At 46.7% G+C, this 13,215-nt stretch carries 13 protein-coding genes; 6 read left to right on the top strand and 7 right to left on the bottom strand.

Annotated elements, in window-relative coordinates; genetic code table 11:
* Positions 1-362: 362 nt before the first annotated feature.
* From HRU80_04115 to HRU80_04095, 5 genes are read right to left on the bottom strand one after another with little or no spacing between them, the layout of a single operon-like run.
* Positions 363-1,271, bottom strand: a complete 909-nt coding sequence (locus HRU80_04115) for a DUF2520 domain-containing protein (GenBank protein ID QOJ28102.1) — start codon at positions 1,269-1,271, stop codon at positions 363-365.
* Positions 1,264-2,085: an AmmeMemoRadiSam system protein B gene (gene amrB, locus HRU80_04110; GenBank protein ID QOJ28101.1), complete on the bottom strand. Its 822-nt coding sequence runs from the start codon at positions 2,083-2,085 to the stop codon at positions 1,264-1,266. The genes HRU80_04115 and amrB overlap by 8 nt, the downstream gene beginning before the upstream one ends.
* A complete protein-coding gene (gene amrA / locus HRU80_04105; GenBank protein ID QOJ28100.1) occupies positions 2,072-2,650 on the bottom strand; it encodes an AmmeMemoRadiSam system protein A in 579 nt (192 codons plus the stop codon). Before amrA ends, amrB begins: the two co-directional genes overlap by 14 nt.
* A gap of 20 nt (positions 2,651-2,670) precedes the next feature.
* Positions 2,671-3,456 carry a DUF4905 domain-containing protein gene (locus tag HRU80_04100; GenBank protein QOJ28099.1) on the bottom strand — a complete coding sequence of 262 codons (786 nt, stop codon included), beginning with the start codon at positions 3,454-3,456 and terminating at the stop codon, positions 2,671-2,673.
* Positions 3,440-3,778, bottom strand: coding sequence for a hypothetical protein (locus HRU80_04095; protein QOJ28098.1), 339 nt, complete (start codon positions 3,776-3,778; stop codon positions 3,440-3,442). The genes HRU80_04100 and HRU80_04095 overlap by 17 nt, the downstream gene beginning before the upstream one ends.
* Before the next feature lie 582 nt (positions 3,779-4,360).
* Between HRU80_04095 and HRU80_04090 the strand changes: the two genes are divergently transcribed.
* Both HRU80_04090 and HRU80_04085 read left to right on the top strand, forming a co-directional pair.
* Positions 4,361-4,618: a type II toxin-antitoxin system RelE/ParE family toxin gene (locus tag HRU80_04090; protein QOJ30446.1), complete on the top strand. Its 258-nt coding sequence runs from the start codon at positions 4,361-4,363 to the stop codon at positions 4,616-4,618.
* The gene (locus tag HRU80_04085) at positions 4,611-4,928 is read left to right on the top strand and encodes a helix-turn-helix transcriptional regulator (protein ID QOJ28097.1); all 318 of its coding nucleotides are present in this window, start codon (positions 4,611-4,613) and stop codon (positions 4,926-4,928) included. Before HRU80_04090 ends, HRU80_04085 begins: the two co-directional genes overlap by 8 nt.
* A 294-nt stretch (positions 4,929-5,222) precedes the next feature.
* Here the strand turns inward: HRU80_04085 and priA are convergent, their stop codons facing one another.
* Together priA and HRU80_04075 are read right to left on the bottom strand one after the other, a co-directional pair.
* A complete protein-coding gene (priA, locus tag HRU80_04080; GenBank protein ID QOJ28096.1) occupies positions 5,223-7,697 on the bottom strand; it encodes a primosomal protein N' in 2,475 nt (824 codons plus the stop codon).
* Positions 7,697-8,239, bottom strand: a complete 543-nt coding sequence (locus HRU80_04075; GenBank protein ID QOJ28095.1) for a hypothetical protein — start codon at positions 8,237-8,239, stop codon at positions 7,697-7,699. The genes priA and HRU80_04075 overlap by 1 nt, the downstream gene beginning before the upstream one ends.
* Before the next feature lie 319 nt (positions 8,240-8,558).
* Between HRU80_04075 and dnaN the strand changes: the two genes are divergently transcribed.
* The 4 genes from dnaN to gyrB all read left to right on the top strand — a co-directional run bounded on the left by dnaN (position 8,559) and on the right by gyrB (position 13,188).
* Complete coding sequence (dnaN, locus tag HRU80_04070) at positions 8,559-9,671, top strand: DNA polymerase III subunit beta (protein ID QOJ28094.1); 1,113 nt, start codon at positions 8,559-8,561, stop codon at positions 9,669-9,671.
* 66 nt (positions 9,672-9,737) lie between these two features.
* Complete coding sequence (locus tag HRU80_04065; protein QOJ28093.1) at positions 9,738-10,850, top strand: DNA replication/repair protein RecF; 1,113 nt, start codon at positions 9,738-9,740, stop codon at positions 10,848-10,850.
* 13 nt (positions 10,851-10,863) lie between these two features.
* A complete protein-coding gene (locus HRU80_04060) occupies positions 10,864-11,148 on the top strand; it encodes a DUF721 domain-containing protein (protein ID QOJ28092.1) in 285 nt (94 codons plus the stop codon).
* 15 nt (positions 11,149-11,163) lie between these two features.
* Positions 11,164-13,188, top strand: a complete 2,025-nt coding sequence (gene gyrB, locus HRU80_04055; GenBank protein QOJ28091.1) for a DNA topoisomerase (ATP-hydrolyzing) subunit B — start codon at positions 11,164-11,166, stop codon at positions 13,186-13,188.
* The last annotated feature ends 27 nt before the right edge of the window (positions 13,189-13,215 follow it).

Genomic DNA, 13,215 nt, shown 5'->3' with positions numbered 1-13,215 from the left:
TATATATCAGCAAAAAGCAGAGATGTGCTTGCGGGTGCATTTGTGTCACCTCTGACCGGATTTCGGGTGTTTGTCTTTGGGTTTCTGTTACAAATTCATCCCTGACGGGTATTTAAAGCTCGGAATATATATTCCGTGTAAATCTGCGGGAAAAGCTCTTTCTCACTCCTGATGACTAAATTTCCTCCAGACCACAATACCCATTCTGCGTGAATCTGCGTAATCTGCGGGAAAATCTTTTTCTCTCTCCTGATGACTAAATTTCCTCCAGACCACAATACTCATTCTGCGTCAATCTGCGAAATCTGCGGGAAACCCTAAGCCGTATTTTACTACGAGCAGAATTTCCTTAGCTGCCCGGTTTATTCCCTGCCGGAGGATTTCTCCTCAATCAGCTTTCGCAGCAAAACATATATATCCTTTTTCTCGGGATTCTTCTGAGCTGCCGTGCGTGTAAGCCCTGCTGACTGTGACAGGTAACTCTGCAGTAAATCAGGCTCTCCCTCAAACTCCTTCCCCAGCACTTCCATATGCTTCTGAATAACCTGCACATCACCCCTCTCCAGCGGTCCTGAGAGTGACTCCACGCTCCCTTTCTGCAGCAGATTTCTCACCGTGGTCATCAGTATCGGGGTAAAAATGTCATATAGCTCCTGACGGCTGAGTCCCGTTTTTTCAAATATCCGCTCAGCACTGTGCATATTGCCGACAAGAAAGTTCGATATAAAAATACCGGTAATATGATACAGGGTTTTCTGATCTGCATTCAGACGGTACCGGATCAGACTCAGCAGTTCCGCCAGTTCATTCAGTTTGCCGTAAGCGTAATCACTTTCCGTTTCAATGATGGCCCGCAGTCCGTGAACCGGCACAGGTGTGGTATCGGGAAAGGTCTGCATGATATGCAGAGACGCCGTATGGGCGCCTTTCTCATGCAGAGCACTCAGCTGCGAAGCCGGGTAAGAACCTGAAAGATGTGAAAAGACCGTGGATGAAAAATCACTGAATTTTTCGGCAAGAACTCCGCTCACCGGCATTATGGCATCATCACTCACTGCAATGATATATAACGAAAGCCCCTGCGGGAATATGCTGTCAGCGGTGAGTACATGCTTAATTCCGAATTTTCCGGCAAACTTCTCCGCTTTTGTTTCCGACCGGCTGAGAATATGAGTGGGAGTTATTCCCGCCTTTTTCATTGCGGCGGCTATTGAGTGGGCAATACGCCCCGTTCCAACCAGAACTGCATTTTCAAAGAAATCTTTACGCATAAAACACCGCTGATAAATATCCTACAACACTGTCTGTATCACCTGAGGACTCAGATGAATCCGTTCTGTATAACACTTTTCCCTTAATGCCGGGTATATGCTTCAGGGCCTTCATATGACTGAGAAGAAGCCCGCCCCCGCATGCTTCGGCCGTTCCGGTTTTAAATTTCATGTCCAGTTCGCCGGGATTCATTGCATTAATTTCCCTTTCGACTTCAGCGTCAAGCCGGTCTGCCTGTTTTTTCTTGTAGAAGTGGCTGAGGTCGGTACTTGTAATTATCAGAATATCCTTTCTCAAGGCAGCGGCACGAAGCCCTTCCGCGAGAGCTGAAATACACCCGTCATCCTGGCTTCCCATCACCAGGGGGACAATGGAAACATCCCCCCATATATACTGAATAAACGGCAGCTCCACTTCAATGCCGTGCTCGCGGCCGTGTCCCCGTTTCGAAAAAAATATCCGGTCCGTATGCTTCATCAGCTCTTCAGCCAGTTCACGGTCAACAGGCATCAGACCAAGAGGCGTTTCAAATACATCCGCTTCACAGACCGAGCATCCTTCGAATAATTCATAATGGGAAGGAGAAAGAATGATGATATGCTTATAATTCCTCTCCATCACCGATGCAAACGAGCAGGCGGCAGTATAGCCGGAATACATATAACCTGCATGCGGAACCGCAATACCATACATATGATCCTCACTGTGGACCTGCGCGGCGCTTTCCATAAGCTTCCTTACCATTGAACGGAGCTTAAACGGGTCAGAGGGATAAAACATCCCCGCTACGGCAGAGGTTCTAACGTCGTTCACCGGTCAGATTCCTGTGTTTAACTTCACCAAAAACATCCGCCTCAAAAGTCATCATGTGCATCATCCGCCGTGTCCAGTAGTTTCCCGGCAATCCTGCTTTCTGACACAAAGCAGTGAGAAACTGATCCAGCTTCATTTTATGTTCAACTGCAACCTGCGGGAGCAAAAGCCCTCTGTGCCCGGCTTCATCCACGATGAGACCGTGCTTGCCGATTTCAATCTCCACATAATCTTTGATTCTTTTGGGGACGCTCAGAACTGATACTTCAATGAGTACCTGAGGAAGCTCTTCGGCTGTCAGAGGTGCAAAACGCGGGTCTTCCGTTGCGGCAAGGATAGCTGCTTCACATACAGTTTCAAAAATGGGAGCATCTGACTCAACATAACCGATGCATCCGCGGAGATGATTGTCAAGATAGAGAGTAACAAACGCGCCGTTATGATTCATCAGCGCGGGATAGTTTTTATATTGAACTGAAGGATAAGGGTACTCATGATCGAACAGCGTTCTCAGCGCTTCCCTGGCTCCGAAAAGCAGTACTCCCTGTTCTGATTTACTCAGCATAAAGGACTCCTTCTTTTGTTTTACATAGTATATACGGAAAGTATCCGTTTGTCTTTTATTACGTACAAAGCATTGTTGCGCAGGAACCAGCTGTCGGGAATGATCAGCGGCGTATCCTCATTAATCAGCATTTCTTCCAAAAGTTTTCCGTCAGATTTCCTGATCATCTGCAGATACTGATTATACATCCCGTCTGTTTCTCCCCGGTATCCGGAGCGGAAGGTATAAAGATCATTTTCGGCGGTTTCAGGATAAACCATGTCCCCTCCGCCCGGCTCATTGCGCTCAGGTTCCGGAGCCGTTATGCCGCGGGTGGTTACTTCACGGAATTCTGCTTTACGCATCGCGATATCGGCCGGCACCGGTTCGGGGGAAGGAGCAGCAGCGCCCGTAGCAAGATCAACGCGTATATATTCTTTCTTTTCAAAACCCGGCTTATATGCCCATACGGTATTCCCTTCAAGAAACGAAAATACCAGGTCATCATGCTCCCAGAGAATCTGTTTCTCCCTGACGGAATAAAGCCGCATTCCTTTGTGGAAAGGCATATCGGGCTTGGCAAATCCGTGAAAAAGTATATACTCTTCAATGAAACACTCCACACCTGTCCAGAACAGCTCCCCCTGCTGAAGATTCTCTGTTACGTTCTTACAGGTGCTCATATCCGCGACGGTAAAAAACACCTCTTTTTTCTGAGGATCCCGTTCTTCAATGAGCATCAGGTTGTGATTATTGAAAAGGATGCGCCAGATAACGCGTCCTTCATCCCGCTTATATACTTTTTTTAATTTACTGAAAATGTTCATCTTCCAAATCTGATTGTTTCGGTTCCCAGTCAATGCCTTCGCAGGGGAGATAATCCTTGGCAGGATGCTCGTCATGTTTCAGGCAAAGCACGGAGCCTTTGTCAAAGTGCTTGCAGGAGGTGCACAGGGTTCCTTCAATCACATCAATGTTTCTGGCTCTGAAGTTATTGTAATGAAGAATAGCCGGGTGAATAATAACGCCGTAGAGCGTGAGCATACCGGCCATCCACCAGACTGAATAGTCAAGATAGTCCTTTGCCAGCCATACCAAGGGTATGATTATAGCCGCTCTGATGATAGTCCAAAAAACAATTTCGCCCATACCCGGGGGTCAGAAAACCTGATTGTGAAGGAAAAAACACGCCGTTCTGCAGGCGGAAATTTAATGAATTTTTAGCTGGAAAACGAGAAAGAGCAGATATAAATCGCCAGGAAAAAGGTTTAACGCAGGGCACACAGATTTCCGCGGAATTTGTCTCAATATTTTCTGCGTTCATCTGCGAAATCTGCGGGAGAAAAAAAGGGTGTCAGTCAACCAAGGTTTGCAATCATCCTTGGGACAGTAGTGACAATGGGGACCCTGAGGTCCTGCTCGCGATAAACTCATGAGACGGTTCAGCAAATTGTTTCCCGCTAATCACGCAGATTTCCGCGGAATTTGTCTCAAAATTTTCTGCGTTCATCTGCGAAATCTGCGGGGGAAAGGGCCCTCTATTACCCCATATCTGCATCAGTCAGCTAAATCTGCGGGAAAAAAATTCCCGCTAATGTTTTAAAGGAGAATGAAAACTGATTTGGTAATATGTCATATTTGACATATGTTGTGAGCGTTTATTAAAAGAATAAACCGCTGGCCTGGCTTCACGGCGAGGTGAAAACTCCGCCATTTTCATCAAATGCGAGAATGCAAGCGGGCAGCTTATTACGGCGGCTGCAACAGGGTGAAAAACTTTCCATGCCTGTTTCCAAACCAATGCCAGCTATCGGAGCAAATTGCCATGAATTGCGAATCAATGACAAGACAAAAAACTGGAGGATAGTTTACCGGATTGATGATGATGCCATTATTATACTTGAAGTGTTTGAAAAGAAAACTCAGCAAACTCCCCAAAGAATAATTGAAACATGTAAAAAGCGAATTAAGGATTACGACCATGAATGAATTGAAGAAAAGAAAATTAGAAAAAAGAGGATGGAAGTTCGGTGATGCAGAAGATTTTTTAGCGCTCACTCCAGAGGAGACGGAATTCATCGAGCTAAAACTTCGGCTGAGCAGAAAACTGCAGGCGTTAAGAATAAAGCAAAAACTTACGCAGTCAGAGTTTGCAAAACGGATTAAGTCAAGCCAGTCCCGTGTTGCAAAAATTGAAAAAAGTGACCCGTCAGTTTCCCTTGATTTAATTGTTAAGTCGCTTCTTTCATTGGGAGCTAACTCTAACGAAATCGCAAAAGAAATAGCTGCGCGACGGTAAGAAATCCTTCAAATTAAAAATTACTTAGTGTGTCGAAATTGGGTTACGTTTTGGTTCGCTCTTGCGATAATATATAACAAATTGTTTCCCGCTGATCACACAGATTTCCGCGGAATTTGTCTCAAAATTTTCTGCGTTAATCTGCGGGAGAAAAATGGGTGTCAGTCAACCAAGGTTTGTCATTAATACGGGGCCAGTGGGGAACGCGGGCTCAAAATTTGTTTCTTTTCGGGATGAAGAATTACAAAATTTTTCTCATCATTCATTTTCCATTATCAACTATCCATTCTCAATTCACATGATGCTCTGCGGATCAATATCAAAGGTGACTCTCACATCATAGTGGCGGCGGATTTTCAGGAACTCCTGATGCGCCTGTTTAAGAACTGCCCGCAGCACCGATCCGGAAGGATCTTTTTCCTTGTTTGATTTCACCAGTATCTGATAGCGGTATTCCGTTCTCAGCCGGGCAATCACTGCAGTAGAGGGAGCAGTAATTTTAACCGTCTCACGGTAAACGTTCAGGCACTTATGAATATCCATGATGGTCTCACGTGACTTGATATCATCCTTATCCTTTGCTTCAATCAGACACATCCTGGTTATAGGGGGATACTCCAGCCGGATGCGGTCACCGATCTCTTTATAATAAAACGGATAGTACTTGCCATCAAGAACCCGCTGCAGAACAAAATGATGATCATTCTGAGTCTGAATAACCACTTCGCCCGGTTTGCTGCTTCTGCCTGCTCGGCCGGCTACCTGAGTCAGCAGCTGAAAAGTTCTTTCATCCGCGCGGAAATCTGGCATCCAGAGTGTTGCCTCAGCAGAGATAACACCGACCAGCGTCACACGGGAAAAATCCAGCCCCTTTGATACTAGCTGTGTACCCACCAAAATATCAATTTCCCCCTCTCGGAACCGGTTCAGAGTTTCGCTCATCAGCCCCTTACGGCTGACTGAATCAGAATCGATCCGGACAATCTTTGCCCCGGGAAAATAAAAACTGATTTCATCTTCCACCCGCTCTGTTCCCGTCCCGAAAAACTTAATACTGGTGCTCCCGCAGGAAGCACAGGTTTCAGGAGTGGGTTTATTATATCCGCAATAATGGCACTTAAGCATATTTCTGTTAATGTGCAGCACCATCGGCACCGAACAGTTCTCACACATCTGCACCGTACCGCAGTCATGGCAGTACATCTGCGTCGCGAACCCGCGGCGGTTCTGCAGGATGATAACCCCTTCCTTTTTCTCAATGCGCTCTTTTATCTTTTCGAGCATGGTGTAAGAAAAAATACTCGCCATTCGGTTATTCTTCTTTTCCTGCACCACATTCACCAGCCGTATCAGCGGCATTTGGGCACCATCCACGCGGTTCTCAAGCTTCAGCAATGTATATTTGCCCGTTTCGGTGTTATACATACTCTCAATCGAAGGCGTAGCGGAACCAAGCAGAACGGGTATTTTTTCAAGATAGGCCTTATATATAGCACAGTCACGGGCATGATACCGTGGAGTGCCGTCCATCTGCTTATAGCTGGCATCATGCTCCTCGTCTATGATGATTATGCCGGGGTTTCTGAGAGGGGTAAACAGCGCCGAGCGCGGACCGACCACAATGCGTGCTCTTCCCTCAAGAATCCTGTTCCGTGTGTCAAACCGCTCTCCATGGCTGAACTTGCTGTGAATAACCGCCACATCCTCCCCGAAATGGGCAATCAGCCGGGCAGTCATTTGCGGCGTGAGTGAGATTTCAGGCACCATCATAATGGCGTTTTTGCCGGATTGGAGCACCTGCTTCAGAAGCTCAATATATACCTGTGTCTTGCCGCTTCCGGTCACTCCGTGCAGCAGCCATACCTTAAAAAGATTCTGATTCAGTGATGAGGCAACAGCAGCGGTCACCTCCGCCTGCTCGGCAGTAAGGGTGATATCCTTTTTCTCCTCAGCATAGGTTTCTTTATATACCCGCTCGGTTGCAACAGAGTCCAGCGTTATCAGCTTTTTTTTCATAAGAGCTGAAAGCACGGCCGCGGTTGTCTGGGTTTCCTTCATCAGGTCAGCGGCGGGTATATATTCATCCCCCAGGGCAAGCAGCCGGTAGAGCACGGCGAACTGTTTCCCGGACTTCCGCTCAATGGCCGGAAGTTCTTCATAAATTGCATCCTTATCCTTTGCAAGGCGCACGATTTTTATTCGTTTTTCCCGCCCCTTTGCCTGCTGCAGTTCATCATGAATGGTTAGTACTCCCCTGCCGGCAAGCGAGCCGAGAAGCGAGTATATATTTTTAACTCCCGATTCTTTCTGCAGTGTTTTAAGGGCTATCTGTTTTTTGGATGAGAGAACCTTCAGTACACGTGCTTTTGGGGAATCGGGATTTTTCTCTTTTGCGAAAAGTTCCGCGGCCGCTTCGGTATCGGCAGCTATGATCTTCCTGGTCTGCACTTCCGATCCCGCGGGAATTGCAAGCCGGAATGCCTCTCCGGGGGAGCAGTGATAATATTCCGCAATCCATTCGTAAAAAGTAAAATCTGCTGGGAGCAGAAGGGGCTGTGCATCAAGTATTTCACGAATGGGTTTTATCTCATAGGCAGCTTCATCCGGCCTTAGTGCGGTGCGGGTAGCGTATATAAAGCCGGTCATAATCCTTTTTTCCAGCGGTGCGGTTACTCTTACGCCGGGCACCGCCTGATCACGCAGTTCAGCCGGCACCAGATAGGTAAGCCGCCGGCTGAACGGTATCGGGAATATGACTTCAGCGTACATTATTTCTGATAAAACGGAGCCAGAGAACGGGTTACTTTTTCTGATTCTGCAGAAAGGATTTCAAATTCAAGAAGCTTTGTTTTATCGTCCCAGAGGATACGGCGGTATTCGTTTGTGGCAACCACTTCCCCGTTTGTATATCTCAGACTATCCTCAAGCTGCATGGTAAGATAGACAAAGCCGGATTCACGGCGCAGCCCCTCCACTTTGGTTATATCTTCAAAGGTATATACTGCTTTGCCGTAAAGTTTGCCTTCAATCACATCAAGCTCGCGCGAGACAATGGCTTTCCCCTCGGAGAGCATGGATTCTTTCAGTTCATTGCTTTTGAGGAGATAATTAAATACCAGATCTTTATCCTCATCAAACTCCTTATTGCCTATTGCATCTGACCGTATATCATAAAAAGTCACCGTAGCGGTGCCGGAGCCGTCTTCATTGAGTTCTATGGAGTAGCCGATTTTCTCAATAACCAGACATCCGGGCAGCAGCAGTAAAACAATAAAAATGATGAGGGGTAAAAATCCGAAGCGATGCATCAAATATTTTCTTTCAGGATAAGTAATAAAAATTCCGCAGACAAAACGGAAATATAATCTGATTTCTAATTTATGAGTGGTGAATTATGAAATGCCCTGAATTCAGCATTAGGCTTTATGAGGGCAGACCGGAGAATGATGTAACCGGTAATTTCCGGGTTATTTTTCCTCCGGAATTCAGAATTCAGCACCGGTAAATCATAATTGTTTTGGTTTCTCTAAGTCCCTTATTTTCAGGCACTTATGACCCGGTCGATTATAAAAAAAGGTTGTTAATGAGATGAGTTTTCCGTATTTTTAGCGGTTTAATTCGGAGAAAAAGATGAGTTTCAAAGCCAACAGCAAATTACTGGAAAAGCTCCTTGCTATGGTCTTCCCGGTGATTCCGTCGAAGTCCCCTTTAGCCGCCCTGGAAAACTTCATTATGCACATTAATGACGGCATCCTGACGGTTACCGCTTCAGACCTTGAGATGAAAATTTCTTCTTCGATGCCGGTTCAGTCAGAGAGCAACATGGAGGTGATGATGCCTGCCAAGACTATCCTGGACGCCATGAAATCCTTTGATGATGTGATGGTGAACTTCCGGCTCAATGATTCCAACCAGCTTATGCTTGAAACCGACTCCGGCAAATACTCCCTGAGCATTGACGTTACCAACCCGGAACTGGAATTCCCCGAAATTGACAAAAGCAGAAAATTTTCCATAAGTGCCGCGGTGCTGAACCGGGGTATTCATCTGACCTCCTATGCTATGTCCCGCGAGGAACTCCGCCCGGCAATGTCAGGAACTCTGCTTGAGCTTTCTCATGAAGGTCTCCGTTTTGTTACCACCTCCGGTCATATACTGGTGCGGTATATTAACAGGACCGTTACCGCCGAAACAACCGACAGTTTTATTCTGCCCGGCAAGGCAGTCTCGGTTCTGCAGAAGCTTTTTACCGCAGGTGATGTTACATTCTACCCAGGAAACGGTGCTGTTGCCTTTGCTAATGATACGGTTGAGTTTTCAACCCGCCTGATTAATGATAAATATCCTGATTATAACAGCGTCATCCCGAAAGACAACAATCAGAATCTCATACTCGAAACATCAAAGATCACATCCGCGGTAAAGCGTATGCTCATCTTTGCCGAGCCGACCTTTAAAGCGATCAGAATGAATATCAAGGAAGATACCATTCTTGAAGTTGCCGCAAGTGATGCCGCACGGGGCGCTGACGCGCAGGAAACTCTCTACTGCAGATATACCGGTGAACCGATGGATATCGCGTTCAACGGAACTTATCTGCTTGAAATACTCGGAAGCATGGAAGATTCCGAAGTGGTCATTAAACTTGACAAGCCGAATAAAGCCGGTATTCTTACTCCTTCCAAGGATAAGGAGAATGAAGAACTTCTGGTTCTGCTGATGCCGATCCGGCTGAACCGCTGATTATTGCAGTCACTGCCGGATTCAAACTAATCTGCCGGTAAAGCTCAGCCAGGCAGAAGTTAAATCATGATAGTCCGCCGTTTAACCCTGCACGACTTCCGCATTCATCAGTCAACTGAGCTGGAGTTTTCTCCGAAGCTCAATTTTATTGTGGGTGGCAACGGTCAGGGAAAAACCTCCCTGATCGAGGCAGTTTATTTTCTCTGCACAACCAAAAATTATAAAGGAGCGCCTGATTCCGAGCTCCTCCGGTTCGGCCAGCAGGGATATACCGTTCACGCGGCGTTTGAAGATGTAACCCTCAGCAATGTTCACATCCGCTACCTTTCGTCTGAAAATAAACGGATGTATATAAAAGACGGCAAAGCGGTGCACCGCGCGGCTGATATCATCGGCACCTTCCCGGTGGTTCTGCTTACGCCCGAAGATCATGCGCTCACGCAGGGTGCCCCGGCAGACAGACGCAAATTCATTGATTCGGTTATCTCCCAGTACAGTTCCGTTTATCTGGGCAATATCCTTGAATACGCCAAGCTGCTTAAACAGCGCACGTATATACTAAACCGGATCAGGGAAAATCCCGCGCGCAGTCTAACGGCAGAACTTGATGCCTATACGGAAAAACTGATCATGACCGGAAGCGCCATCATACATCAGCGGAACGAGTTCCTGAGTGAATTCCGGAGCTTTGTCGCGGAAGTTTACCGCGAGATTATGGGGGAGGAAGAATCTCCGTCTATGGATTATCATTTTCTTGGCGGTTCATCTTCTGAGGATATACTCTCTCTCTTCCGGCAGAAAATCTACGCAAGGAGGGATGAAGAGATAAGACGAGGGCTTAATCTGACAGGGCCGCACCGGGATGATATCGGATTTACCGTTAACGGAAACAGTCTGAAATCATTCTGTTCGCAGGGGCAGCATAAAACGTTTCAGGTTGCCCTGCGCTTTGCACAGTTTTTTTATTTAAAAGCGCGTTCGGGCAAAACACCGGTTTTTCTGCTGGATGACGTGTTTGGAGAACTTGACGCGCACCGAGCCGGACACATCAGCCGTTACCTCACACAGGTCGGGCAGGCAATCATTACGATGACGGATCTTTCAAATACTGCGTATCTGCGTGAAATGAATGAGAACAGAATGTTTACCGTCTCCTCCGGCAGAGTGACACCGGGGTAAAAGTATTATGAAAATGAAAAAAATCAGGACATTTGATTACCTTTTCAGGAAAGCGCCTGAATTCGGTAAAATTAACAAAGCCGCATCAGAGGGGGAAGTTCTGGAAAAGTTCCACGAGATTTTTACCGGCTACGAAACCATAGCAGTGCCCGTGAAAATCGTGAAAGGCATTTTATATATCGAAGTTGAAAACGCGGCCTGGAGAAATGAACTCAAGTTCCGCGATGAAGAAATAGCGGCCAAGATTAACGAATACTTCGGGCAGCCCCGGGTAAAAAAAGTAATTGTAACGAATTAAATAATAACGGATTATATGTCAGCAAATAAAGTTGAACAGGAATACAGTGCCAAAAGCATTAACGTGCTTAAAGGACTGGAAGCTGTGCGGAAAAGACCAGCAATGTATATCGGCGATGTCGGTGTGCGCGGTCTGCATCATCTTATAAATGAAGTAGTGGACAACAGTATTGACGAGGCTCTGGCCGGATACTGTGATACCATAAAAGTAACCATTAACGACGACGGATCAGTAAGCGTGGAAGATAACGGACGAGGCATTCCGGTTGATCTCCATCCTGAAGAAAAACGTTCCGCCCTCGAAGTTGTAATGACCGTACTCCATGCAGGCGGTAAGTTTGATAAAAACTCCTATAAGGTCTCAGGCGGTCTTCACGGCGTGGGTGTCTCCGTGGTGAATGCCCTCAGCGAGTGGCTGGTGGTTGAAGTTAAACGTGACGGAAAGCTTTACCGTCAGGAATATAAACGGGGTGAACCAAAGGGTGCCGTTAAAGAAGTACAGACACTCAAAAAACAGGAGACCGGAACAAAAGTTACGTTTAAGCCGGATAAGGAAATTTTTAAGGTAACCAAATTTAAGTTTGATACCGTTGCCGAAAGAATGCGCGAACTTGCGTATCTGAACAAGTCTATAACCATCGTGCTGAAAGATATGATTGAAGGGGATGCTGAAACATTCCACTTCAAAGGCGGACTGGTTGAATTCGTTAAATATATAGACGAAACCAGAACTCCGCTTCATAAGCCGGTTTATGTCGAAGGTGAAAAGGACGGAACTCCGGTTGAAGTTTCATTTCAGTATAACGACGGTTATTCAGAGAATATCTTCTCGTATGTAAATAACATCAATACCACCGAAGGAGGCACTCACTTAGTCGGTTTCAGAACGGCGCTCACCCGTACGCTGAATAACTATGCTTCCAAGAATAACCTTGTTAAAGACGGCAAGATTAACCTCACCGGAGATGATTTCCGCGAAGGTCTCACTGCAGTTATCTCCGTTAAAGTAATGGAACCGCAGTTTGAAGGCCAGACTAAAACCAAGCTCGGCAACAGCGAAACAAAATCAGCAGTTGAAACGCTGATGAATGAAAAGCTCGCCGAATATCTGGAAGAAAATCCGGGCGTCGGAAAAAAGATCATTGAAAAAGTTCTAAAGGCAGCTGAAGCACGCGAAGCAGCACGACGCGCGCGCGACCTTGCACGCCGGAAAAACGCGCTGGACAGCTTTGACCTCCCCGGTAAACTTGCTGACTGCTCAATAACCGACCCTGAGCACTGCGAAATATATATCGTTGAGGGAGACTCCGCGGGCGGTTCAGCCAAACAGGGACGTGACCGCCGGTTTCAGGCAATTCTTCCCCTTAAAGGCAAAATCCTTAATGTGGAAAAAGCTAAGCTGAATAAAATCCTGGAGAATAATGAAATCCGCTCAATTGTAGCTGCTCTCGGCGGCGGCATAGGAAACGATTTCTCCACAGAAAAGCTCCGTTACGGCAAACTGATCCTGATGACCGATGCTGACGTGGACGGCAGCCATATCCGCACGCTGCTTCTCACCTTCCTCTACCGCTACATGAAGGAGATGATTATCACGGGCAGGGTATATATAGCCCAGCCGCCTCTCTACCGCATTAAAAAAGGCAAGGAAGAGCATTACGCGTTTGACGATGAAGAACGCGATACCATCCTGAAGCGGCTTAAGGATAAAAACGTGGAGCCCGATCCGGTTGAGGAAGAACTGGAAGAAGAGCAGCCGGAAATGACGGCCGAAGAAGCAGCACGCCAGGTTACCTCGGGAGGAACCCTCCCGAAAATTAAGGGCATCAATATATCCCGCTATAAAGGCCTCGGCGAGATGAACCCTGAGCAGCTTTGGGCTACTACCATGAATCCGGAAACGCGTACTCTTCTGCAGGTCTCCATTGAAAACGCGGCTGCTGCTGACAAACTGTTTGAAACCCTGATGGGAGATGCAGTTGAACCGCGGCGCGAGTTCATTGAAAAGAACGCTAAGTACGTCCGCAATCTTGATATATAATTAACAGGAAATTTAACTTTAGATATA

The sequence above is a fragment of the Ignavibacteriales bacterium genome (genome assembly GCA_015709675.1).
In the GTDB taxonomy this organism is placed as follows: Bacteria; Bacteroidota; Ignavibacteria; order Ignavibacteriales; family Ignavibacteriaceae; genus H2-BAC3.
Note: the sequence above shows the minus strand (reverse complement) of the source record. Positions and strands in the feature narration are given on the sequence as shown.